This window comes from Pseudomonas sp. OV226 (assembly GCF_003148705.1).
Classification (GTDB): Bacteria; Pseudomonadota; Gammaproteobacteria; order Pseudomonadales; family Pseudomonadaceae; genus Aquipseudomonas.
The window spans coordinates 182728-207293 of the sequence record NZ_QGGS01000006.1 but is presented as its reverse complement, the minus strand read 5'-3'; the positions used below and the strand labels follow the sequence as shown (position 1 = coordinate 207293).

The following is a 24566-nucleotide window of genomic DNA, read 5'->3' as shown; positions in this document are numbered from 1 at the left end:
ACTGAAGAAGGCCCTGATGAAAAAGCTTTTCAGCCTGCTCGCCACCTTGCTGGTGCTAGCCCTCGCGCTATGGATCGGCCGGACCTTGTGGGAGCACTACATGAACACCCCCTGGACCCGCGATGGCCGGGTGCGCGCCGACATCATCAACGTCGCCGCCGACGTCACCGGTGAAGTGGTGGACGTGCCGGTGCGCGACAACCAGTTAGTGAAGAAGGGCGATTTGCTGATGCAGATCGACCCCGAGCACTATCGCATCGCGGTCAAGCAGGCGCAGTCGCTGGTTGCTTCACGCAAGTCGACCTGGGAGATGCGCAAGGTCAATGCCCATCGCCGCGCCGACATGGACAACCTGGTGATCTCCAAGGAAAACCGCGACGACGCCAGCAATATCGCCGACTCGGCACTGGCCGATTATCAACACGCGCAGGCACAACTCGAAGCCGCCGAACTCAACCTCAAGCGCACCGAAGTGCGGGCGGCGGTGGACGGCTACGTGACCAACCTCAACGTGCATCGCGGCGACTACGCGCGCATCGGCGAAGCGAAAATGGCCGTGGTCGATATGAACTCGTTCTGGGTGTACGGCTTTTTCGAAGAAACCAAGTTGCCGCACGTTCGCGTGGGCGATAAGGCCGACATGCAGTTGATGAGCGGTGAAGTGCTGAAAGGGCACGTGGAGAGTATTTCTCGCGGTATCTATGACCGCGACAACCCGGAGAGTCGCGAGCTGATTGCCGATGTGAACCCGACCTTCAACTGGGTGCGCCTGGCACAGCGGGTGCCGGTGCGGATTCACATTGATGAAGTGCCGGACGGGGTGCTGTTGGCGGCGGGGATTACGTGCACGGTGGTGGTCACGCCATCCCCGCTGCCGTTATAGCAACCGGTACATCAATGATTCAGCCTAGGTAACGGCGCAGCGAGCCTATCGACCCCCCTATCCCGCCGACATTTGCTGCCCAAAGAATCTTGCTATCGGGGCGGCTCACCACAAAGGCTGATCTGACACCCGTGTCCCTAATCAATACGGCGCCGTCCGTTCCGAACTCGGTATCGGGGCTGCCGTTGCTCAGCCAGCGTGAAAGGAATGGGCGTCCCGCTGACGAGAGCACCAGTTTTCCATCAGGTTGCATGTAACCGTCGGACCAGGAGGTCTCTGTTTCTGACGTATATTTCGTAATTAGTGGTTTGCCATCATTGAAGTCGAGGTCTTCCAGCCCCTCTTTTGTTATGCCGACCATCATTCCCTGGCTGACCGTACCGGGTTCATCCTCACCAGCCTTACCTGTGGCGACAAATCCGCGGGGTGTGGACAACAGGTTGTTGAACTGGGTCCAGAGACCGCCTACGGGTACGGTGTGGTAACCCGGTGAGTTTCGACGGCCAAAAGTCTTGTCGAGCGTGCCGTCGTTATGGAAGCGTGCAATGACTGCTGTTCCTAATCCGGGTTGAAAACAAATATGACCCACCACCACAATTTTTCCGCCGGCTTGCGCGAGGCAGGCTTTCAGGCCGGTGGCTGCGTCCGGGTCTTGCCCTTTGATCTCCAGGCGGCCGTTACCGTTGAAGGTTGTATCGAGTGTGCCATTGGTATGCAGCCGATAAAGTATGCCAGTGGTTTTGTAAGCGTTGCCCCATTCATGATACTCGGTGCAGATGAGTAGCTTGCCATCTGCTTGCTGGGTGACATTGGCGTAGCGGGACATGTAAATTTCGGTTGAGCTATTTTCGATAACGAGATGGCCTGTGCCTTCTCCTCCGAAAGTCGTGTCCAGCTTATAGTCCTCGGTGTAACAGGCCATGGCCAAGTGGGGAATTGACGTTCCCCCCTCGTTTATACCGACGCTACCGAGCATAAACAGGCGTCCGTCCTCAAGGCGCAGCAGCCGGCCACCCTTGCTGGATTCCTTAGGCCTGAAATTGTCGGTAATGACTCCATCAACACCAAAATCTTTATCAAGTATCCCATCAGGAGACAGCCGCGCCAGTCCGTACGAAGGTGGAGCCCCAAACCCAATCAATGGGTTTATTGACACTCCCAGGCCTACCAGGATCTTGTTGTCCGGGAGGATCAGAACGCCTTGGAGAAGGCGGTCAGTACCAATATAGGTCGGTAGAATACTCAGCGAGACTTCACCGTCAGTACCGAAAGTCGTGTCGAGGTCGCCTGCGCGGCGTGTCGAGTTTTTTGGATTCATAACAACCTCTGCATGGTTAACGTGATGTTCACCGGCAGATGCGTGTTACTCGAAAAGGCTTGCGAGGTGCAGGCAGTCATTTCCCGGTAAGCGGCAGCCTGTGCGAGGAGCTACAATGCGTCTACTGTCAGAAGTAACAGGTAGTCGCGGATTTCAGACGAGCGGGCAATGTGTTCAGCCTTGGATAAAAGTCTCATGCAAATGCCGCCAGACCAGCCGACCATCGGCCTGTTTCTCAAACACCACCGTCGAGCGCCGATCAGAGTGCAGCCCGGTGGCATCGGTCTGCTGCTCGCGATAACTCACGGTCGCGCCACCGTCATGCAGGGCGACACCGCGCAATTCACTAAGCTGAATCCTGAACCCGAGTTTCTTGCCGCCCGCCAGTTGAAACAACTCCCTCAACGCCTCGAAATCCAGCACCCGGCCCAACGGCGAGACCATGGAGAACTGTGGTGAAAATCGGGTCAGCAAGTGCTCCAGCGCAGTCGGGTCTTGTTCTTCGGCCAGCCATTGTTCGATGGCGATGTGGGCCTGGATGACTTCGTCGAAGTAGTGGGTGTAATCGGTCATCATGTTTCCTGAATTTTTTCTGTGTTAGTTCTGACGCCATCGCGAGCAGGCTCACTCCTACAAGGTTCTGTTGGGTGGCATAAATAGCATTCACACCCAAGATCCCTGTAGGAGCGGGCTTGCCCGCGATGGTGTCGACTCGGTCTCAGAGTTGCCCGCGCAACCCAAACCGCTTCATCAATCCCGCTTCCAGCAAGCCCTTGGGCAGCAACCCCGCCAGCAACGGCAACGCCCGGCTGCCATTGCCCAGGCGAATCAAGCGTGGTGGTTTGCTCTGCTGAACAGCCTTGAGCACCCCTTCGGCAAACGCCCTGGCCGGTGTTGGATTGTCCTGCGATGCCTTGGCCCGTGCGCGAATGCCTTCGCGCAATGGAAACCACGGCGATTGTTCGGTGATTAACTGTTCCGCCTCGTGGCCGGCATTTTTGGCGAAGCTGGATTCGATGGCGCCCGGCTGGACCTCCATCACGCGCACACCGAACGGCGCCAATTCCATGCGCAGCGCATCGCTCAACGCATGAACGGCGGCTTTCGAAGCACAGTAGGCGCCCGCGAACGGCGTGACCAGGATTCCTGAAACGCTGCCGATGTTCACCACCAGGCCCTTGGCGCGACGCAACACCGGGAACAGTGCTCGGGTGACACCGACGATGGCAAACACATTGGTTTCGAACTGGCGCTGCATCGCCGGCACACCGCCGTCGAGCAGCGGCCCCATCGCGCCGAAACCGGCGTTGTTGATCAGTACATCGAGGCCGCCATGTTGCTGGTTGATGCGCTCGCTCAGCTGTTCGAGTGCCGCGCCGTCGTTGACGTCCAGCTGCACGGCGGTAAAACCGGCGGCGGTCAGGGCCGCGACGTCTTCAGCCTTGCGGGCGCTGGCCCAGACTTTGTAGCCGGCGTTTTTGAACACGTCGGCGAGGGCGCGGCCAATGCCGCTGGAGCAACCGGTAATCAACGCAACGGGCATAGCGCGGTCCTTGTGCAAAAAGAAGAAGGGGATTAATCGGAGAAACTACCCTGCAATCGCTCGGCGCGAAACTCCAGGGTTTGCGGGCGGTAGCCAGGACGCAGCGGCGGCAGTGGCAAACAGTCTTCCCAGTTGGCGCCGGCTTGCAGTTCGCCGGGGCCGCGATAACGGGGGGCTTCGTATTGATTGTCAGCCAGATTGACCGTGTCACCCGGCGCATACGCCGCGATGCGCCAGCGCAATTCGGTCAGCGGCACGTCGTTGCCGTTGTTCATTTTCAGCTGCAACGGACGATCCGCCGGGCACTGCTCTGGCGCGTAGGCGATGCGCAAATCCAGTCGCGCCAGTTGCTTGATCTCGCGGTTGTCCAGCCAGATCACCCACATGGCCACCAGGCCCAAACCGACGGCGGCTGCCACGGACACTGGAAACGCCTTGGACGGGTAGCGCAGCAGCAGGATCAGCCAGGTGATGACCAGCAGGACGCCGATGAACATGTGTGTACGCTCCTTGAACTCATGGCCTCCATCCTACCGAAGGGCTGCGCGAATGGACATTCGTGGATCAAGCGCTGTTGCCATTGGTCGGAACTGTAATTTCTGACAGTAGCCGGCTCGCGCCACAAGCGATTAGCTCACCACTGGCTCACAGGGGCACGCCGGCATGCACTATAAAACTCCCACCGTGTCGGTCGTCGACCCGCGAAAGCTGCCGATCCTTTCCATTGATTATTGGCGCGAGGTTGAAGGCGAGCCGACTCAGGCACGCATCAACCGCACGCTCTACAATGCCGCCGGGCACGCGATCATGCAGTGGGACCCCCGGCTTTGGGAATTACGGGAACAAGACCCCTTGGCGCCCGCCAATCTCGTGACGGCGTATTCGCTGTCCGATGTTGCCGTATCGACGCTCAGCGTGGATGCCGGCTCGCAGATCAATCTCGTCGGACTGGCCAATGAAGTGCTGCAAGGCTGGGACAGTCGCGGCAGACGACGCGTGGTTGAATACGACGAACTGCTGCGTCCGGTGACGGTGTTTGAACACCTCGCCACCGCGCCACGACGTTGTGCCGAGCGCATGGAATATGGTCGTCCCGGTCAGGGGCATCAGGATCGCAACTTGTCCGGGCAACTGATTCGACGGGATGGCCCCGGCGGGACCGTATTGTTTGAGGCGTTTGCGATCACCGGCCAATGCTCAAGACACGTTCAACACTTCTCTCTGGATGCCGTCGCCCCTGATTGGCCAGAGCCGATTGCTGATCGCGATGAATTGTTGGAGCCAGGCGATGGCGCTGTTTCGACGTGGCGGTTCGGTCCGCAGGGAAATGTGCTGGACTCAGTCGATGCCAGGCAGAACTGTCAGACCTTTGGCTACACCCTTGATGGTCGACTACGTCAATGTGCCTTGAAGCTCGCAGGCAAGCCGTCCGGCCAAACACTGGTGAGTGGAATCGAATACAACGCTCAAGGACAGATCACTCGCGAAGTGGCGGGTAACAACGTACAGACGACCCTCAAGTATTCTCCGAAAGACGGACGTTTGATCGAGCGCCGGGCGCACAGCGATCACAGTGGCTTGCTGCAACACCTGTTCTACGCCTACGACCGAATGGGCAATGTGCTGAGCATCGAAGACAAGGCGTTGCCGGTGCGTTACTTCAACAATCAACGCATCGAACCCGTCAGTCGATTTACCTACGACAGTCTGTATCAATTGATCGCGGCGACTGGCTGGGAGGCGGGCGCTCCCAATCAGGGGCCGGAGTCCGTCGGGCGTAACGATCCGGCCGCGCTCGGCAACTACCATCAGACTTACAGTTACGACGACGGCGGCAACCTGCTGAAGCTGACACATGTCGGTGTGCAAAGTCCTGGACGTGATCTGCAAGCCGCCCGGTACAGCAATCGTTGCCTACCCTGGCGCAACGGCGAACCGCCGACCGAGGAAGAAATCGCCGCGGCATTCGACGCCAACGGCAATTTGCTGGAACTGGATCAAGGGCGTTTTTTGACGTGGGATCTGCGTAACCAATTGCAATCGGTCAGCCCGGTGGAACGCGATACCGGAGGCAATGACGTTGAGTCCTATCTCTACGATGGCGGTGGCCTGCGGGTACGCAAAATCCGCTCGTTGCAGACCAACGCTCGAGCCGTAATAGCCGAAGTGCGCTACTTACCGGGGCTGGAACTGCGTACCGACAGTGGCACCGGGGAGAGGCTGGAGGTCATCGCCGCACAGGCCGGCCTGAATACCGTTCGGGTGTTGCACTGGGAGAGCGACCCTCCGTCCGGCTGCAACGATCAGTATCGGAACTACTTGGTCGATCATCTGGGCTCATGCACCGTGGAACTGTCTGGCGATGCTCAAATCATCAGCCGGGAAATTTTTTATCCCTTTGGTGAGACCGCTTGGTTTGCGGGCGGGAATGCGATTGACGCTGACTACAAAACCGTTCGGTATTCGGGCAAGGAGCGTGATGCTACAGGGCTCGATTACTACGGGTACAGGTATTACGCCGCCTGGTTGCAACGATGGATCAATCCGGATCCTGGGGGAAACATCGATGGGCTGAGTCGATACCGGGCGATGCGCAACAATCCGTTGTTCTATAAGGATGTCGATGGTCTAGTGCCCACACCTGATCAAAAACCAAAGGATGGTGTTTATCACGATCTTGCCAACGAGGGCGTCGTTTACCCACTTCAAGCGTCTGGCATGCAACCCATCCGCAATTATTTTGCGGACAGCCAGGACCCATCGACTCTGGCTTATCGCCAGCAGATTCCGATAGCCCTCGCGCAGTTGGGTGAAGGCGGCAACATAGCGTTCACCAACACCCATCAAGCTCATGTCATTGCCGCGGCAAGGACCCAGACGGCGGCACCCTCCGGGGCGGTGCTGTATCACTCTGGGGAGCTCATTTCGGGGGTGATGAACACTGTAGTGGGAGAGCAAACAACAAGCCGCGTCATGGGCCCGATGTCGGTCGCCTTCAACAGTCCGGTCGAGGATCCGCAGGTTCTGGCGGATCGACGCGATGCCGTGGCTAAAGGTCTGAAGGGCGTGGGGAAACTGGCGTCGTTCTCTCGACGCCCGGCACTGAGTGCATTGGGGACCATGGTGCAGACTGTGGGACGGTATATGGAAGTGTCGGAAGCCCAGACACAAATGCAGTACAGACAGCTGAGCAGCTTTCAGGCATCAACCGTTGAAGGTCCGCCAACGGTTATTGCCAGGTCATCGACGATGCCTGCTTTGACGACTGCCCAATCGCCTTTTACTGGTTCAGTGGAGCCGCCATCGAACTCACCAAGCCCATTGGCAATGCGTCTGCTGGCCGCAGGATTTGATACCCCAGAGCCAGCCGTCGCACCGGCAACACGCGTGCGCAAAAGAAGCCGATCCAAATAAAAAAGCCCCCGCCCAACCCGCTGCGGATAGGGAACGCAGCGGGCTGGACGGGGGCTTTTATTTTGCTGAACGCTTACTGCGCGATGGTTTTCACCGACACGCCGCGCTCGACCGGTGTCGATCGACCGTAGATATCCTCAAAGCGCTCGATATCGTCTTCACCCAAATAGCTGCCCGATTGCACTTCGATGATCTCGAGTGGAATCTTGCCCGGGTTGCGCAAACGGTGGACCGAGGCAATCGGGATGTAAGTCGACTGGTTCTCGCACAGCAGGAACACGTTTTCGTCGCAGGTCACTTCAGCGGTGCCGCTGACCACGATCCAGTGTTCCGCACGGTGGTGGTGCATTTGCAGCGACAGGCAGGCGCCCGGCTTGACCGAAATGTGCTTGACCTGGAAGCGACCGCCCATGTCCACCGAGTCGTAGGAACCCCACGGACGATAGACTTCGCAGTGGTTCTGGGTTTCGCTGCGGCCCTGCTCGTTGAGGGTGTTGACCATCTGTTTCACGCCTTGGACCGAGTCCTTGTGCGCAATCATCATGGCGTCCTTGGTTTCGACCACCACGATGTTTTCCAGGCCGATCACCGACACCAGTTTGCCATTGCCGTGGATCATGCAGTTTTTGCTGTCCTGAATGACCACGTCGCCTTTGGTGACGTTGCCGTTGGCGTCCTTTTCATTCACTTCCCACAGCGACGACCAGCAACCGACATCGCTCCAGCCAGCGGTCAACGGCACCACGCAGGCGCGCTGGGTTTTTTCCATCACCGAGTAGTCGATGGAATTGTCCGGGCAGCAGGCGAAAGTGGCTTCGTCGAAGGTGATGGAGTCGGCGTCCTGCTGGCTGCGTTCGAGGGTCAGCAGGCAGGTGTCGTAGATGTCCGGATCGTGCTTCTTCAGTTCTTCGAGGAAGCGGCTGGCACGGAACAGGAACATGCCGCTGTTCCAGAAGTAACCGCCGGACTCGACGAACTCGGTGGCGCGTTTCACATCGGGTTTTTCGACGAAGTGCGAGACGCGGCTCACGCCTTCCGGCAACAGCGAATCGTTGGTGGATTTGATGTAGCCGTAGCCGGTTTCCGGCTTGGTGGCCGGCACGCCGAAGAGCACCATTTCACCGTTTTCAGCCGCGACGGTGGCCAGGGCCAGGGCGCGTTGCAAGGCTTTCTGGTCTTCCAGTACGTGGTCGGCCGGCAGCACCAGCATCAACTCGTCGCGACCTTCATTGACCAGCATCATCGCGGTCAGGGCCACGGCCGGCGCTGTGTTGCGACCGAAGGGCTCCATCAGGATGCGCTGGGTTTCCAGTTTGCGGTTGGCCAACTGTTCGTTGACGATGAAGCGGTGGTCTTTGTTGCAGACCACAATCGGCGTGTCCATGCCTTCGAACACCAGGCGTTCCAGGGTTTGCTGGAACAGCGTGTGTTCGCCGGTCAGGGCGAGGAATTGCTTGGGAAACTGTTTACGCGAAAGCGGCCAAAGACGTGAGCCGCTACCACCTGACAAGATCACCGGAATCATGTTGTTACTCCTTTAAAATCGATTGGTTAGAGCTACGAACGTTCTGTCGTTTCACTCTTGTTTTTATTCCGTAACCAGGCCGTTTCACCGATGTAGCAGCTGCCGAGCCTGCGAGGCTGCGTTCGGCGGCGCAGCCGTCGCAATCCGTTCAACGCGGTCATTCAGAAAAACCGAGTTGTCTGGATTGCGACGGCTGCGCAGTCGGACGCAGGCTTCGCCAGCTGCTACAGGGGGATCTCCGTCCTGATGAATGTGTTAGCGCGTCGAGACGGGGCGTTTTACCCAGACTGGCGACAGGCTGCTGCCGGTGCCGGTGACGTACAGCACGGCGGCTTCACCGCGTTCCAGGGCAACCGGTTTGACGTCGCCAACTTTCTTGTCGCCTTCAAACAGCGCCAGGCTGACTTTCACCGGGTTGATCTCACGCTCGCCACGGCCCTTGGCGGCCACGCTTGGCACCACGTCAGTCTTGCCGTCGGCGGTCTTCAGGGTCAGGGACTTGTCGCTCAGGTTCTGCAGACGCACCAGGGACTTCTGCTTGTTCTTGAACGGCGGTTCTTCGATCAACTGCGGCGCGCCGGCGGCGTTGTTGACCAGGGTGTAATAGTGATCACCGGCCAGTTTCACCGGCAGGGTCTGGCTGCCGACCTTGGCGCTGTAATCGCCGCCCGGCATGAAGCTGAAGTCGGTGCTGGCCAGCGGCGCAACGTCGCTCAGGCTGGTGCTGCCAACCGTGGCGCTGACTTCAGCGTTGCTGGCGTTGTAGACACGCACGAAGGTCGAACCTTTCGGTGCAGTCGGACCGTAAAGTGCGGCGTCGCCGGCGAAGGCGGACATGGACAGCACGCTCATGCCAGCGACGAGAGCAAAGGTCTTGGCGAGACGGCGAGGAGTAGTCGTAGTGAAAGTCATGGTGTACCTCTCTCTTTCAGTTTTGCGCCCGGTCGGGCGTCTCGGATGTAGTGTTTGCAGCTACGTTTTGTTGGCCGGACTGGGTGGAAGCTGCTGCGCTCGGCAATCCGGCGTTAAAAACAGGCTCGGACTGCTCATTTACAGCCCGTAAACTCCGCGTCCTTGCCTGTTTTTGCCTTGTCTTGCCTTCGCTCGCGACGCTTCCACCCAGCCCGGTTCGAGCGCCGGCTTCTTTGAGCTCTGCGACCCACTGCGGGTCGGCGTCACCGATTTCGTTGTTCACAGGCAGATAGCGTTCAGGAAACTCCCAGATCAGCACCTGTGGCGGGCTGTTCTTGAAAGCATCGCTTTTCAGGTAGCTGAGCATCGGCAGAATCGGGCCGTGACCGTCTTCGGCGTAATTGACCACGTCGCTGTGCAGCGCTTGTTTCAGCGCACCGACGAAGTTCCAGTTCGGGTTGGCGCTGTAGCTGGTGCCGATCAGGGCCACCGGCACTTCGGTGTTGGCGAACAGGGCGTCGTCACCGGCCGGTTGATCTTCAGCGGCCACGGTGTTGCGCTTTTGCAAAGGCTCCGGTGCCGGCATCAGGTTTTCGAACAGCGGGTCCAGTGGCAGGAACAGGCGCAAGTCACCCTTGTGCGTGATGTTCTCTGCCGCTTGGGTGACGAAGTTTTGCGGCTCGCCGCTTAGCGGGTATTTGTCGGCAATGGTCCTGGCCAGACGGTTGGCGGCGATCTCGGCGCCTTCCGGGGTCCAGTGGGTGTCGGTGCGCAAGAACACTTGCTGACCGTTCTGTTTTGCCTGTTGCAGCGGGCCGAGCAGGTCCGGCGCAGGAATCCGGTCGGCGGCCAGGCGCTGGTGGAAATCCTTGTAGAGGTTGGCGTGGATGCTGGCCGGTTTCACCTCACCCACGTGTTCCGGGTACAAGCGCACCTTGGCCGGCACCACCGCCATCACCAGTTGCACGCCTTTGGCCTTGAGGGTCTGGCGCACGCCTTCGACCAGCGCGTAGTTGCCTTGCAGGTTCAGCTCTTCGTTGACGACCGGGTGGAACTCTTCATCGCTGTAGAGCCACTGATCGCGACCGAGCACAACGCCCGGACGACCTTCGTTGAACAGTTTGAAATCCAGCGCGGCCCAGAGGTTGGTGCCCAGGCGCTTGATCGGAAACTCGTCGTCGTAGTGCGTCTCCACGGCTTTGGTCCAGCGGCCGTTGAGCACCGTGGTGTCGGCACTGGTGCTGAAACCGAAGAAGCTGCGCGTGGACCACAGGCCCAAGACCAACAGGGTCAACAGGAACAAGGCGATGTAGAAGATGCGTAATGAGCGGGTCATGGTCAGATCCCTCAGAACTGGAAGTAAAGGAACGGCGAGAAGCTTTGCGCCGAGAGTTTGAAAATCGAAGCGATGAACAGCAGCAGCACCAGGGCGCGCATCACATAACGCGACCAGTCAGCGGTCCAGTAGGCCGGTTGCACGGTGGCTTCGACGCCGACGGTGTAACCCGGTTGATGGATGCTGGCCGGGTTGTCGCCCGGTACGGCTTTGATCATTCCAGGGGTCGCAGCGGCAGGACCATCGGTCTCGACGTTGACGGCAGGCTTGGTCTTCTCCGGCGGACGGTTGGTGTAGAAATCACGGATGCCGAAGAACGCCAGCGTCACGTAAGCCACCACCAGGGTTGCCACTTGCAGGCCGGTGAGGCTGGCCTGGTTGAGTTCCGACAGCGACCATTCACCGAAGCTGAACATCGCGCCGTACATACGGCCGGCGACGTGCAGGTTTTCCGAACGGAAGATCACCCAGCCCATCACCACCAGCAGGAAAGTCAGGGCCCAGCGGATCGGGTTGATGCTGCGCGGCGAAGTGTTCAGGCCCAGGGCTTTTTCAATCGCCAGCCACATGCCGTGCCACGCACCCCAGACGATGTAGGTGATGTTCGCGCCGTGCCACAGACCACCGAGCAGCATGGTCAGGAACAGGTTGCGATAGGTCATCAACGTGCCTTTGCGATTACCGCCCAGCGTGATGTACAGGTAGTCACGCAGCCAGGTGGACAGGCTGATGTGCCAGCGCCGCCAGAACTCGGTGATCGACTGGCTGATGTACGGCTGCTTGAAGTTTTCCATGAAGCGGAAACCCATCATCAAGCCCAGGCCGATGGCCATGTCGCTGTAGCCCGAGAAGTCGAAATACAGTTGCGCGGTGTAGGCCAGCGCCCCGAGCCAGGCATCGCCCGTGGTCGGGTTTTGCAAGGCGAAGCAATGGTCGGCCACGACCGCGAGGGTGTCGGCGATGAAGACTTTCTTGATGAAACCCTGCATGAACCGCGTGCAGCCCTCGGAGAATTTGTCCAGGGTGTGGGTGCGGTTGTTGAATTGGTCGGCGAGGTCACGAAAGCGCAATACCGGGCCGGCAATCAGGTGCGGGAAGATCGCCACGAACGCCGCGAAGTCGATCAGATTGCGGGTCGCCGGGGTGTCGCCACGGTAGACGTCGATGATGTAGCTGATGGACTCGAAAATGTAGAACGAGATCCCGATCGGCAGCAGCACGTGGGTCAGGATGAACGGCGACAGACCGACCGACGTCATCATCGCGTTGATGCTGTCGACGCCGAAGTTGGCGTACTTGAAGTAGCCAAGGATGCACAGGTCGACGGCCACGCCGAGCAGCAGCCAGCGTTGGGCCGGTTTGGTGCGCACGCCGGCGGCACCGACTTTCAGGCCGATCCAGTAATTCCACAGCGTGACGGCGGCGAACAGCGCCAGGAAGTCCACGCGCCACCAGGCATAGAACACGTAACTGGCGATCAGCAGCAGCAGGTTGCGATAGCGTATTCCGCTCAAGTAGTACAAGCCGAGAAAGATCGGCAAGAACAGAAACAGGAACACATTGGATGAAAATACCATCCTGATCTCTCCATGTTTAATCAACAGTCAAGGGCCAACGGCCCCCCCAAACCCCCCACGAAAATCCGGGGGCATTACACTCAATTCATGCCTTGCACCCTGTAGGAGCCGAGCTTGCTCGCGATAGCGGTCTGACATTCAACATCGATGTCGACTGACACTCAGTCATCGCGAGCAAGCTCGGCTCCTACAGGCTTTTTGTGTTTGCCGCTAAGAACCCTTGTTGCCTTTTTCATTGGCCGGGTCGTAGACCTTGGTCAGGTCGCCGCCGAGGCGGAAGGACTTGAACGGCTGCATCCCGTGCTTCTTCTTCAGCGCATCCGGCGCGCAGGTGTAGAGCGTGCAGAACGGTTCAAGCCAGGCGAATTTCGAGTCGATCTTCAGATCGGTCATGTCCTGTTCCTTGCCGTTCTTCTTCTCGAAGATGTCCGGGTCTTTCACCCCGGCCAGCACTTGATCACCCAGGCGTTTCAGTGCGCCGTTGTTTTCCTGGCGCAAGTCCACACCGTTGACCTGAGCGAAACTGGCGATCATCGCCAGTGGCGGCAGGGCATAGTTGTGGTAGGCGAGGGCGCGTTGCTGACGCTTGAGTTCATTCGGCAGGAAGCCTTGGGCGTCGACCTGATTGGCGCCGACCTTGTATTCCTTGACCGCCCAATCGAACAGGTCGCGACGGTTGGTGGCGACGGACGTTGCCATCACCGACCAGGCCGCCCAGTACGAGTGGTTGTTGGTTTGTTCGAGCGGCAGGTTGTCCCAGTCGCTGACCACCTGATCGGCCATTTTGCTGAACCAGGCTTCGATCAACTGCGACTCTTGCTGATGGTTGGCCAGCGGATGCGAGTCGGAGAACTTCAGGCGAATGTACGACGACGCCATGCTGCCCAGCGCCCATTTGCGCATGGACTTGCCGGTGTGGTTGAAGTCCTTGGACATCAAGGCATCGGCCTTGGCCCAGGCGGTGAGCCAGTTGAGTGTGCATTCCAGTTGTTCCGGGCGACCGTCACGCATGAACTGCATCACACGCTTGCTGGTGCCGCGTTCGATTTTGGTGATGTCGGCGGTGCTGTCACGGAAGGCCTTTTCCGATTGCTCGTTCAGGGTCGCGCGGGCCTTGTCCGAGCCTTCGTACTTGCTGCGAAATTGCAGTGAGCCGGTGTACGGCGTCGGCATCGCATCACACCCTTCGCTGCTGTCGCCGGTTTTGACTTTTTCAATCGGCGCGAAGTAACCCTGGGGCGGACGCAGGGGCGCGGCGGCTTGGGTGGCACCGGCGAACATCGCCAGGCTCAACAGCGTCGGTGCCAACAGATTCTTCAATTTCGGATTTCGCATAGCAGACCTCATTGCCCGACCGAAGCAGTACGCTGCTCGGCACTCGGGAACACGTTGCGTTTGCAGATTTTCGCTTCGACTTTTTGTGGTGCGGCACCGGCTTCAGGGCCTTGGACTTCAACGGCCAGCAAGTTCTGCGAGGCCCAGTCTTCGTCCGTGCGCAACTCAAAGGCGAAACGCCCGTCGGTGTCGGAGGTTTCCGGTTTATCGATCTTGATGTCCTCGTGGCGACCGTTCATGTACCAGAGGGTGGCGTGCAGGGTTTTCACCGATGGATCGGCGAAGCGGATGTCGACCTGGTGGCTGCTGTTTTGCAGGTTCAGGTTGTTGCTGTTGACCATCAATTCGTTCTTGCCCGGTTTCAGCGTGGCGCTGCCGGACATCTGTGCATCCTTGCCTTCGCAACCGTTGTCCAGCAGCGCCATCATCTGGCGGTAGATGGTTTCCTGGTCGAGGCGATAGAGCGGCGAGAATTCCCAGATCAGGATTTTCGGCGGCTTGGTCTGGAACTCTTCGCTGCCCAGGTATTGCAGCATCGAACCTTCCAGGCCACCGCCGGGGAACGCCACGTTGAGGATGTCGGCGCCGATGGCCTCTTCGAGGAAACCGGCGAAGTTGTAGTTCTTGCCACTGTGACTGGTGCCGACCAGGGTGATTTCCGGGTTGCCGGCATCACTGAACAGGTCGCCGTCGGCGGCTTCGCCCTTGGGCTCGGTGGTGAACTGATCCATGTACTGGATCGCGTAGCTGGTGCCACAAAGTTGACCGGCCATGTTGTGCAACGTTCCGGTCTTGCCCATGCGACCCGACCTGTGGGTCTCGAATTCACGCTTGGGAATGCCGGCGAAGGCCGGAATCTGCTTGACCTTTTCGGCGACGATTTTCGCCGTGCGCTGGGCGCCATACGGTGTCCAGTGCTGGTCGCCGCGGAAGTAGAAATCGTGGGCCGGCAAGGTGTCGGGCAGCGATTCGTTGGTCAGCGGCGAGAGGTCCGGCACCACGTAACCCATGGCGGCGAAACGACCGAGCATGCCCTTGTAGTTCTTCAGCGCCTTGTCGAAATCGTACTGGGCCTTTTCTTGCGGGTTGAGCTTGTTGCGATTCACCAGGCCACGAGTGGGTTGATAAACAACAACGAGCTCCACGCCTTTGCTCTTGAACGCATCGTGCAGCTCTTTCATGCGTTTGTAGCCGGCGGGAGTGGTGTCGAATTCGGTGCGCAAGTCTTCCTGCGTCCGGAACAGCCAGTCGCCCTGGGCCTGCACCAGCGTGGTGAAGTTCTGCTGATAGCGCGTGGTGTAGTTCTTCGCGTCGTGCGCTTCGGGGCACAGGTTGCAGCACGGTTCGGCGCTGAACTTTGGAGCCTGGATTTCATCCGCGCGAACACCATGGCTGGCCGCGAGAATGCCGGCGGTCAAGGCCGACAGGCTGAGTAATTTGATCAAGTGTGGGTGCATAAAATAATCCTCAGTCCCGCATTTCGGTCTGGCGTTCGACAGGGTCGATCAGCACGGCTTTCTGCTGGCGCACCAGCAGGTCGAGAATTTCATCCTGACGCTCGCCGAGAATGCCGCTGAAGCTGATGCCGCTGGCTTTGGTCGGAGAGAGCATGGACACGCGATACAACTCGACGCTCAACGGCGAGTCGATGGACAGCGGGCCGCTGCCGTTGCCGGCCAGTTCACCGCCGACCACGATCAAGGACACCTGGGCGTCGAACGGGTCGAGCTTGATGTCCCGATCGGTGTCGCTCAGGTCTTTGATGTGGCCGTAGACGCCGGTCAGGCCGTTGGCCATGGACAGGTTTTCGTAGAGGCGAATGTTCACGCTGTTACGAATGCGGATGCCGTGGCGTTTGTTACTGATTACCTTGTTGCCGTAGATCAGGTTGTCGGCACTCTCGTAGAGGGTGATGCCGTCGGTGTGGTTCTTGTAGATCTCGTTGTAGGCAATCAGGTTATTCACGCTGTTACGGTCGATCACCAGCCCCGAGAGGTGGTTGTCGTAGCTGCGGTTGTTGAAAATGAAGCTGTCGTTGACCTCACGGGAAATAATGATCCCGTGCTTCTTCTTGGTCCCGTAGACGGTGTTGTCGGCAATGATCAGACCGTGGGAACGGTCGTGCGGGTCGATGCCGTAGACGATGTTGTCTTTGTAGGTGTTGCCCTTGACCACGAAGTCGCGGGTCTCGTAGCAGTAGAAGCCGTACCACATGTCCGAGAACTCGGAACCGACGATCCAGCCGGTCGGTTCAGGGCGCTTAAGGACCTTGGCCATGTTCGGCGTGTATTGGGAAATACTCACGCCATAGGACTTACTGTTGGCATAGCCGAAACTGGCGATCTTGCTGTTGGCGATGTAGGTCTCGGTGCCGCCCCAGGACAGCAGGAACGGACGGAATTCCTTGGGCGAAGTGAACGTCGCCGGGCCGTTGTCCTTTTCGCGCCAGCCAGTGATTTTGGTGTCACGCACAAACAGCTGGCCGTCGTTGACCAGGAACGAACCGGCTTCTTGCGACAGGCGCAATTCCTGGGTCTGCTTGTCGATTTCAAGAATGCCGTGACGGCCGACCACGATCGGCAACTTCGCCAGGAACACACCCGGCGAGGTTTCGCTGAAGTACTGCTTGGGCAGTTTCTTCGCCAGGTCCTTGAGGTTCATGTAGCCGTCGTCGACGAAGATTGCCTGCGGGATACCGTGCTGGCGCACCACCCACTCGGCCATCTTGTTGTCACCGCCGATGAAGTCCTTCAGGGCGTCTTCCTGCATCATCCGGCGCACGCTGATTTTGCCGGCCTTGCTGCGCACGATCTTCGCGGCAATGGCTTCGGCGGTGTAACCGGACAGGTCCGGCAGTTTTGGTTTGGCCAGTTCCAGCGGCGCGGTCGGCGCGCTGCTGACGGTGTAGGTCTTGGCTTGTTGCAAACCTTTGGCAAGGGTCGCCGGGTGTCCTTTCTGGACGGGTGTGACCGGCTCCACATTGGCGAAGGCAGCCGCACTGGCCAGCAACATCGCGCTGGCCAGCAAGGTGAGCGAACCTCGCTTCGAATTGTTCATGTCGGGCACTCCCTTCGCGGTTCGCATCAGAAGCGCCAGATCACGTCGATAAACGCGCGATGCATGTACGAATCGACTTCCTTGCCGTACGCATCACCCGGCTTGAACACACCACCACGGAAACGCACGAGTGCCGAAGGCTCGTCGATCGACTGGCTCAACGCCGCCGGCAACAGGCCTTGCTTGAAGTACTTGGTCACGACCAGGTCCATTTCCTGACCGAGGTCTTTTTCGCCATCGTTCAGCGGCAGGGAAGTGGTGGAGAGAATCGCGCCGGTCGGGTCGTCGGTGTTGTTCTCGACCGCGTTGATGCCGTTGCTGCCGATCGGCTTGTTGCCGTCGACGCGCCAGAATTTGTGGTAGATCAGGCTGGCGTCGTATTCGTCGTTGAGCATCCACGAACCGAACAGGGTCGCGGTCTGCATGTTCTGCATTTCACCGCGGAAGGCTTCGCCGAAACGGTGAACCCGCGAACGGGTACCGGTGTAGTTCGAGCGGTTGCTTTCCAGGCCGTTCTGTTCGTACTCGGCACTGGCGCGGGCATAGGCGGCACCGACTTGCCATTGCGGATCGAGGCGCAGACGCACGCCGACATCCGTGGCCCAGCCATTGAGGTCTTGACCGCGCTTGGCTTCGGCCGGAGGCGTACCGTTGGCGTTCAGCGGGTTGACCGTGTCGGTGTCGCCGCTCATGCCGGTGATGCTGCCCCAGTAATTGACGGTGTTGGTGTTGCGCCAGTTGTAGGCGTCGCTGTCGGCGGTCAGGCCCAGCCAGCTGATGTCGCCGTTCTGTTTTTTGTCCAGCGAATCGGTGGGTACACCCGGTTGCGGGTAGTCGAGCTTGCCGTCATCGTGGGTGTGATGACCCCGAATGCCGACCCAGTTGCCCGGCGTCCACTGATACTCCGCGTCGGCGTAGACGTGCAGGCGATCCTTGTCTTTGGGGGCCAGTTCCGTGAGGTCGGTGCGGTACTCGCTGAAGCGTTCGGCGACACCGACGTTGGCGCGCAACAGGGTGGTGTCGAAGGTCCAGTTCAGGGCTTCGATGTTGGTGTCGCGCCATTGGCCGTCAGCATTGTGCAGACGTTGGCGACCGAACTTGAGCATCTCGCCCGGATACGGCGTGAGGCCGCTGTAACCGACCCAGAATTCGCGCATCGCCAGGTAGTTTTTCTTGGTCTTGCGATCATCGTTGGTGGTCGGCGTGGTGCCGTCGCCGGCGGTCCCTTGCAAGGTATCCGTCTCGATGATGTCAGTGGCGGTCACGGCCTGGCCCATGGCGTAGGCGCTCCACGCGCCGCTCTCGCCATAGATCCACGGACGCAGGTCGAGGCCGACGCCGTTGACGTCGCCACCGCTCTGGGTGCCCAGGTCGCTGTCGTCTTCGGACTGGCCGGTGACTTTCACTTCGAGGCCGAAGTTTTTGGTTTCAGTGATCGCGGCCAGTGTCGGGCAAGACCAGATCAGCGCGAACGTGAGGCCGATGCCGGCCTTCATGAATGGATTCAACTTCATAGGGATTCCTCGCCGTCTTCTTCTTGCAGGGCATGCAGTTCCAGCGTGTTCTGGCTCAAGGACCCGCGAACGGCCTGTTCTTGTTTCAACAGGCGTTGGGCCTCGGCGAGCTGGGCAGGCGGCAGTTGTGCTTCGAGTGTTTGCGCAAGCTCAGTGGCTTGCGGGGTGTTCTGAGCCTTGGCCAATTGGCTGAAGACATAAGCGTTCAGCGGGTCGGGCCGGGTGCCCTTGCCTTGGGAAAACAGCTGGGCGATGGCAAAGTCGGCGCTGTTCTGACCGTTGCGTGCAGCGGTCAGCAGGTGGTCCAGCGCTTTTTGCGAATAGACCTTGCCCAGGTAACCGCGGCGGTAGATCTGGCCGAGGTAGTAATCGGCGGCGACTTCGCGGCCGACGGCTTTCTGGAAATGTTCTTCGGCGACCTTGGCGTCGGCCGGGACCATTTTGCCTTCGTAGTAGAGCTTGCCCAGCAACAGTTCGGCGCGCGGCTGGTCGGCGGCGCGACCGTTGTCCAGGTACTTCATCATCTGGTCGAGATCGCCCAGTTCGGGGAAGTCATAGAGCAATTGCGCGAGCGTGACCCACGACGCCGGGTAGCCCGGGGCGATGGGTTCGAGCAGTGACTGCGCGGTTTTCTCGTCGGTTTTGCCCAGGCTCGAATCAGCGAGCACACGGGCGACGCTGTCCACCCGCTGCGCGGAGACGGTGCCGCGGGCGTGTGCGGCTTGCATCTGCTTGATCAGCTCGGCCTGTTGCTCGGGCTTGGCCTGTTTCTGATAAACCGTGGCCAGTTCGACGTAGCAGATGTCGGTGGTGTTCAGGGCGGCTTTGCAGATGCTGGCGACTTCATCCAGATGTTGGTCGTAGGTGCCTTGAGTGCGGTAGAGCAGCACTTGCGCCAGACCCGCTTCCGGTTTGCCTTCGGCGCGCCATTGGCTGATCTGTTTCTGCGCGTTGATGTTCGGGAAACTGTGCGGGTATTGCAGGTAGAGCATGGCCAGCGGGATCAGGGTGTTGCCTTCGCCATTGGCCGAGGCTTTTTTCAACAGGCCTTCGGCTTCGTGCTGTTCGGCTTCGGTAGAGCCCGGCTTGGCCACCAGCAGGCGACCGAGGCGGGCCTGCGCTCGCGGCGAGACGTCGGCTGCGGCGCGATAAGTCGCCTCGGCTTGCTTGATCTGCGCCGGGTCACGGCTGTCGACCTGGATATCGGCCAGGCCCACTTGCGCCTCGCTGTAGCCCAGGTCGGCCAGTTGTTTGTAGTTCTGCTGAGCCAGCGCCGTGTCGCCGCGCTTGAGGGCTTCGTTGGCCAGACGCTGGTCGGGCAGGCCGGCGCAACCGGCCAGGCTGACTGCCAGCGCCAGCGAGCACACCATATAACCCCTGTGGGAGCGGGCTTGCCCGCGATTCGCTTGACGCGGTTCTTCAGAAACACCGCAGTGATCCCATCGCGGGCAAGCCCGCTCCCACAGGGATCTCGGTGTTCTCAGGAGGCTGATGATAGTCACAGGCATGTCCTCGATTTAAAGACCGGCAGCCATGGCTTTGTCGATCAGCCAGTTCAGGTTCGGGCCACGATCGCTGTTCACTTCGACCGGGCGACCGGCGAGGCTGCTGTCCAGGGCTTCGTCAGGCTGGATCAGTACGCGGATGTCGGATGACAGGTCAGCGCTTTTCAGGCTGGTGCTGCTGACGATTTTGCCGGTGCGGGTTTTGTCTTCGCCGGCGATCTGGAAGCTGACCGGGGTGCCCGGGCGCACGTCGCGGAACTGGCGATAGGAGAAGCGGGCTTCAACGTTGGCTTCGCTGTTGCGTGGCACCAACTGGAAGATCACGTCGCCCTTGCTGGCGTACTGACCGTTGGCAACCAGTTGTTGCGCCACGGTGCAATCGCACGGCGAGGTCAGGGTGCCGGTCATTTGCTTGCCGAACAGTTCTTCAACCTTGGCCGGTTGCAGTTGATCTTCGTCCAGATGACCTTTGAGCACGTCGAGCATGCTGGTGCTGAACGTTGCCAGTGGTGCGCCCTTGGCGGCAACGCCGTCGGCTTTGATCAGGCTTTGCACGGTGCCGTCACGCGGCATGGTGATGTTCATGCCGGGCACGCTGACCAGGCCGGCCTGGGCGTGGCTGACGAAGTACATGCCGTACACCGATTTGAAAATGAAGCCGAACGCCGCCACGCCGACGATGAAAATCCCCAGGCTGAAGGTCACTGCACGCAGACGACCGAACGCGGTCATGCCGTGGCCGCCATCCTTGACCTTGCGCGCCTTGGTGAAGTTGTCGCGCTGCAGGGTCGCCAGCATTTCACCCATGCTGACGATGTCGCCGGCCAGGTGAGAGGTGATCAGGTGACGCAGGGTGGAAATATCGCGCGGCTCCAGGTTCTGGAACTGACACCCGGTACGACCGGTCTCGCGATCATAGGAGCGGACCTGCAATTCGACGTCCATGGCCAGGCCGAGGTTGTCGATGACGAATTGCAGGCGGGCCTTGTACACATCGCCGGCTTTGAGCGGCAATTGCCCGGCGTTGAACGCCAGGCCACCGGCGGAAAGGTCGATGACGCGGGCTTCAACCGGCGTCCGGTCTGGACCGAAGAATCGCAGCTTGGCCGGAATTTTCACTCGGGCGTGTTGGCGCTGGGCTTCGGATTCATGCACTACATTGGCGTTGACGGCGGTATTCATAGGGGCGATTTCCTGGTTAATTCAATAGAGGGGCGGTCAGACCATCATCAGCAGCACGGCGACAAAAATGCTGCCGGCGGAGAAGGTCATGGTCCGAGACGACCAGGTGTTGAACCAACGTTGAAAGCTGGCGAGATCACGGGTCAGAGAAGTGGGCTGGCGAGTCCAGGACTGTTGGTCGAGGCGGAAGAACACGTAGATCTTCACTAGCGCGCCGACGATCTGGTTGTAATAGAGAATCGCCGGGTAGGCCGGGCCGATTCGGTGACCGGAGAGGGACAACAGCACGGTCAGGATCAGGCGGGTAATGCCGATCCACAGCAGGTAAACCAGGATGAACGCGGTGCCGTATTTGAAGCTGGCAATCAGCGCCACGGTCAGGCCCAGCAAGGACGTCCACATCGACACGCGCTGATCGAACAGCACCACCGACGTGAACAGGCCGAGGCGTTTCATCCCCAGGCCCAGGGCACGGGAGTTCTGGCGCAGGTTGTTGCCGTACCAGCGGAACATCAGCTTGCGGCTGGCCTTGATGAAGCTCTTTTCCGGTGGGTGTTCCACGGTGTTGATCGCGGCGTCCGGCACGTAGAAGGTGTCGTAGCCCAGTCGCATCAGGCTGAACCAGCTCGACTTATCGTCACCGGTAAGGAACTTGAAACGACCCAGGCGCCAGTGTTGCAGCGAGTCGCTTTCCACGTCGGCAATGAATTCCGGGTTGGTGACCACCGTGGCACGGAACACCGACATGCGCCCGGTCATGGTCAATACGCGCTTGGACAGGGCCATCGAGCACATGTTGATGTGGCGCTGGGCGAAACGCAGCTTGTGCCATTCGCTCATGATGTAGCCGCCGCGCACTTCGCAGAACTCGTTGGTGGTCAGGCCGCCGACGTTGCCGAACAGCTGGAACCACGGCACGGTCTTGCGCACCGTGCCTTCGCCGAGCACGGTGTCGCCGTCGATCACGGCCACTACGGCGCGGTCGTCCGGCAAGTGGCGCGAGATGGCGCGGAAACCGTAGGCCAGGCCGTCACGTTTGCCGGTGCCGGGAATGCGCACGAAGTCGAGTTTGACCCGGGCCGGCGGGTTCATCCGCGACCAGAGGCTCTTCACCAGCAGCTCATCGGACATTTCCACGATCGAGCAGACCATGGTGGTCGGCAGGCCGCAGTCGATGGCTTCGCGGATCACCGAGGCGTAAACCTGCGCGGTGGTCAACGCGTCGATGCGGAAACTGGTGACCATCAAAAACACGTGGGACGGGTCTGCCGCTTTACCCAGCTTGCGCACTTTGCGCCGCAGGTGCGGGTAGACCACGTACAGAAACAGCATGCCGCGCAGAAAGTGCGTGGCGCCCATCGAGTAACGCCAGATGCCGATGAACCCGATCAGGAAAATGAAGTCCTTCGACTCGGAGTCGAACGTGGACGCAGGCAGCGCCATGGCGATGCCCATCAGTAAACTTAGGTAAAACAGCCAACCGGCGGCCTGAAGAAGGCCGTGCTTTAGCCTGTGCATAATCGGAATCCTAAAGTCAGTTGCAAGCCCCGCGCCCCTGTAGGAGCACGGCTTGCCGGCGATGGCGATCTCAAGTCCGTTATCGCCGGCAAGCCGTGCTCCTACAGGTGTTTCATCCGCGAAAGCGCGGTATCAGAGACGGGATTCCGGATTACCAGCAGATGCCTTCGGTGCGGCCGCTGACGCTGGTGGCTTTGGACATGAAGCCCACCAGGTCAACCACTTGCTTGCCATGTGGGGCGTTCTGCGCGAGGGCGCGGAATTTCTCGTCACGGTTGCCGAGGATGATCACGTCGGAGTTGTTGATCACGTCGTCGAAGTCGGCGTTGAGCAGCGACGAGACGTGAGGGATTTTCGACTCGATGTAATCGCGGTTCGCACCGTGGACACGGGCGTATTCGACGTTGCTGTCGTAGATGCTCAGGTCAAAACCCTTGCCGATCAGCATTTCTGCCAGATCCACCAGCGGGCTTTCGCGCAGGTCATCGGTGCCGGCCTTGAAGCTCAGACCCAGCAGGGCCACTTTGCGTTTGTCGTGGCTGGAAACGATGTCGAAGGCGTTCTGCACCTGGGATTCGTTGCTGCGCATCAGCGAGTTCAGCAGTGGCGCTTCCACGTCCAGGGAACTGGCGCGGTAGGTCAGGGCGCGAACGTCTTTTGGCAGGCAAGAACCGCCGAACGCGAAACCTGGGCGCATGTAGTACTGGGACAGGTTCAGGGTCTTGTCCTGGCAGACCACTTCCATCACTTCACGGCCATCGACGCCGACAGCCTTGGCGATGTTGCCGATCTCGTTGGCGAAGGTGACCTTGGTGGCGTGCCACACGTTGCAGGTGTACTTGATCATTTCGGCAACGGCGATGTCCTTGCGGATGATCGGTGCGTCGAGTTCTTCGTACAGCGATTGCAGAACGTCACCCGATGCTTTGTCGAACTCGCCGATGACGGTCATTGGCGGCAGGTCGTAGTCGGCGATCGCGGTGCTTTCACGCAGGAACTCAGGGTTCACCGCAACACCGAAATCAACACCGGCTTTCTTGCCGGAGCAGTCTTCCAGAATCGGGATTACGACGTTAGCCACGGTGCCCGGCAACACGGTGCTGCGAACCACGATGGTGTGGCGGGTGGTCTTGTCGCGCAGGACAAAACCGATTTCGCGGCACACGGCTTCGATGTAGTTCAGTTCCAGGTCGCCGTTTTTCTTGCTCGGCGTACCGACGCAGATCATCGACAAGTCGGTGTCACGAATCGCCTCGGCGAAGTTGGTGGTGCCGCGCAGGCGGCCCGTATCGATACCCTTGCGCAGAAGTTCGCCCAGGCCCGGTTCAACGATCGGTGATTTGCCGGCGTTGATCATATCGATTTTGTCTTTGGCAACATCGACGCCAACGACGTCATGGCCCCGTGCAGACAGGCAACCGGCACACACTGCGCCGACGTAACCCAAACCAAATATGCTGATGCGCATCGCAATTACCTCACTGTTATCAAGACTGTATTCAACGAGCCATTAGATGGCCGGAGTTAATGGTGTTTTGCGGTCATAGTGCACTCGAAAGTGCGCCGTACAGGCGCCGCAATGCCGTGTGCAGACATACATAAGTTTCGAGTGTCTAAATAAGTGCACTCAAGATGTGCGTAACTAGGCCTTATTATTATGACGTGCCCTGTTATGCAGCCGATCCTCTGGCCTGAGGACGCTTGTGCAAAGGTCTAGCGCGCTCAATGCCAGGCAAAAAGCCCGTAAATCAAGCGGTTGGGTGCTCAGGTGAGCACGTTTATAGGGGCGCTGCCTTGGCCGTGCAGGTGATATTAATGATGCGTATCTCCTGTCCTTTGTGTGTTGTCCAAATAAGTGACTCATGTTCAGAAGTTAATGTGACAACTTCGCTACGTGAATCGCTTGTCTGCGTAAGTTATCTCGTACAAGCACGTTGATAATCGTTA

The 24566-nt window shown here is 59.4% G+C and carries 17 protein-coding genes and 1 pseudogene; 2 read left to right on the top strand and 16 right to left on the bottom strand.

Annotation, left to right across the window (positions count from 1 at the left end; translation table 11 throughout):
• The first annotated feature begins 16 nt into the window (after window positions 1–16).
• Window positions 17–883 carry an efflux RND transporter periplasmic adaptor subunit gene (locus C7534_RS13795; protein ID WP_109786079.1) on the top strand — a complete coding sequence of 289 codons (867 nt, stop codon included), beginning with the start codon at window positions 17–19 and terminating at the stop codon, window positions 881–883.
• A gap of 19 nt (window positions 884–902) precedes the next feature.
• On the opposite strand, the gene C7534_RS13790 is transcribed toward C7534_RS13795, so the two are convergent.
• From C7534_RS13790 to C7534_RS13775, 4 genes are all read right to left on the bottom strand, one after another.
• Complete coding sequence (locus C7534_RS13790) at window positions 903–2201, bottom strand: hypothetical protein (RefSeq protein ID WP_109786078.1); 1299 nt, start codon at window positions 2199–2201, stop codon at window positions 903–905.
• A 174-nt stretch (window positions 2202–2375) separates the two neighbouring features.
• A complete protein-coding gene (locus C7534_RS13785) occupies window positions 2376–2774 on the bottom strand; it encodes a DUF4440 domain-containing protein (RefSeq protein ID WP_109786077.1) in 399 nt (132 codons plus the stop codon).
• 145 nt (window positions 2775–2919) lie between these two features.
• Complete coding sequence (locus tag C7534_RS13780; RefSeq protein WP_109786076.1) at window positions 2920–3744, bottom strand: SDR family oxidoreductase; 825 nt, start codon at window positions 3742–3744, stop codon at window positions 2920–2922.
• Between the two features lie 32 nt (window positions 3745–3776).
• Window positions 3777–4241 (bottom strand): multidrug transporter, encoded by a 465-nt coding sequence (locus tag C7534_RS13775; RefSeq protein ID WP_109786075.1) that lies wholly within the window; start codon window positions 4239–4241, stop codon window positions 3777–3779.
• A 166-nt stretch (window positions 4242–4407) separates the two neighbouring features.
• On the opposite strand from C7534_RS13775, the gene C7534_RS13770 reads away from it, so the two are divergent.
• Window positions 4408–7158 carry an RHS repeat domain-containing protein gene (locus C7534_RS13770; protein ID WP_109786074.1) on the top strand — a complete coding sequence of 917 codons (2751 nt, stop codon included), beginning with the start codon at window positions 4408–4410 and terminating at the stop codon, window positions 7156–7158.
• A gap of 73 nt (window positions 7159–7231) precedes the next feature.
• Here C7534_RS13770 and C7534_RS13765 read toward each other — a convergent pair whose 3' ends face one another.
• From C7534_RS13765 to C7534_RS13710, 12 genes and pseudogenes are all read right to left on the bottom strand, one after another.
• Window positions 7232–8683 carry a mannose-1-phosphate guanylyltransferase/mannose-6-phosphate isomerase gene (locus tag C7534_RS13765; protein ID WP_109786073.1) on the bottom strand — a complete coding sequence of 484 codons (1452 nt, stop codon included), beginning with the start codon at window positions 8681–8683 and terminating at the stop codon, window positions 7232–7234.
• 255 nt (window positions 8684–8938) lie between these two features.
• Window positions 8939–9595: an alginate O-acetyltransferase AlgF gene (locus C7534_RS13760; RefSeq protein WP_109786072.1), complete on the bottom strand. Its 657-nt coding sequence runs from the start codon at window positions 9593–9595 to the stop codon at window positions 8939–8941.
• A gap of 217 nt (window positions 9596–9812) precedes the next feature.
• Window positions 9813–10931 (bottom strand): annotated as a pseudogene (locus tag C7534_RS13755) (alginate O-acetyltransferase); the annotation flags it as partial.
• A gap of 11 nt (window positions 10932–10942) precedes the next feature.
• The gene (locus C7534_RS13750) at window positions 10943–12508 is read right to left on the bottom strand and encodes an MBOAT family O-acyltransferase (RefSeq protein WP_109786071.1); all 1566 of its coding nucleotides are present in this window, start codon (window positions 12506–12508) and stop codon (window positions 10943–10945) included.
• A gap of 210 nt (window positions 12509–12718) precedes the next feature.
• Window positions 12719–13843: a mannuronate-specific alginate lyase gene (locus tag C7534_RS13745; RefSeq protein ID WP_109786070.1), complete on the bottom strand. Its 1125-nt coding sequence runs from the start codon at window positions 13841–13843 to the stop codon at window positions 12719–12721.
• A gap of 8 nt (window positions 13844–13851) precedes the next feature.
• The gene (locus C7534_RS13740) at window positions 13852–15300 is read right to left on the bottom strand and encodes an alginate O-acetyltransferase (RefSeq protein WP_109786069.1); all 1449 of its coding nucleotides are present in this window, start codon (window positions 15298–15300) and stop codon (window positions 13852–13854) included.
• Window positions 15301–15310: 10 nt separating this feature from the next.
• A complete protein-coding gene (algG, locus tag C7534_RS13735) occupies window positions 15311–16900 on the bottom strand; it encodes a mannuronan 5-epimerase AlgG (RefSeq protein WP_077430842.1) in 1590 nt (529 codons plus the stop codon).
• A 26-nt stretch (window positions 16901–16926) separates the two neighbouring features.
• Window positions 16927–18414: an alginate export family protein gene (locus C7534_RS13730; protein WP_077430841.1), complete on the bottom strand. Its 1488-nt coding sequence runs from the start codon at window positions 18412–18414 to the stop codon at window positions 16927–16929.
• Window positions 18411–19922, bottom strand: coding sequence for an alginate biosynthesis TPR repeat lipoprotein AlgK (gene algK, locus C7534_RS13725; RefSeq protein WP_109786068.1), 1512 nt, complete (start codon window positions 19920–19922; stop codon window positions 18411–18413). Before algK ends, C7534_RS13730 begins: the two co-directional genes overlap by 4 nt.
• Before the next feature lie 9 nt (window positions 19923–19931).
• Window positions 19932–21101 (bottom strand): alginate biosynthesis protein Alg44, encoded by a 1170-nt coding sequence (locus tag C7534_RS13720; RefSeq protein ID WP_046028942.1) that lies wholly within the window; start codon window positions 21099–21101, stop codon window positions 19932–19934.
• A 36-nt stretch (window positions 21102–21137) separates the two neighbouring features.
• Window positions 21138–22619, bottom strand: coding sequence for a mannuronan synthase (gene alg8, locus C7534_RS13715; RefSeq protein WP_109786067.1), 1482 nt, complete (start codon window positions 22617–22619; stop codon window positions 21138–21140).
• Between the two features lie 151 nt (window positions 22620–22770).
• Window positions 22771–24087: a nucleotide sugar dehydrogenase gene (locus C7534_RS13710; protein ID WP_109786066.1), complete on the bottom strand. Its 1317-nt coding sequence runs from the start codon at window positions 24085–24087 to the stop codon at window positions 22771–22773.
• Window positions 24088–24566 lie beyond the last annotated feature (479 nt).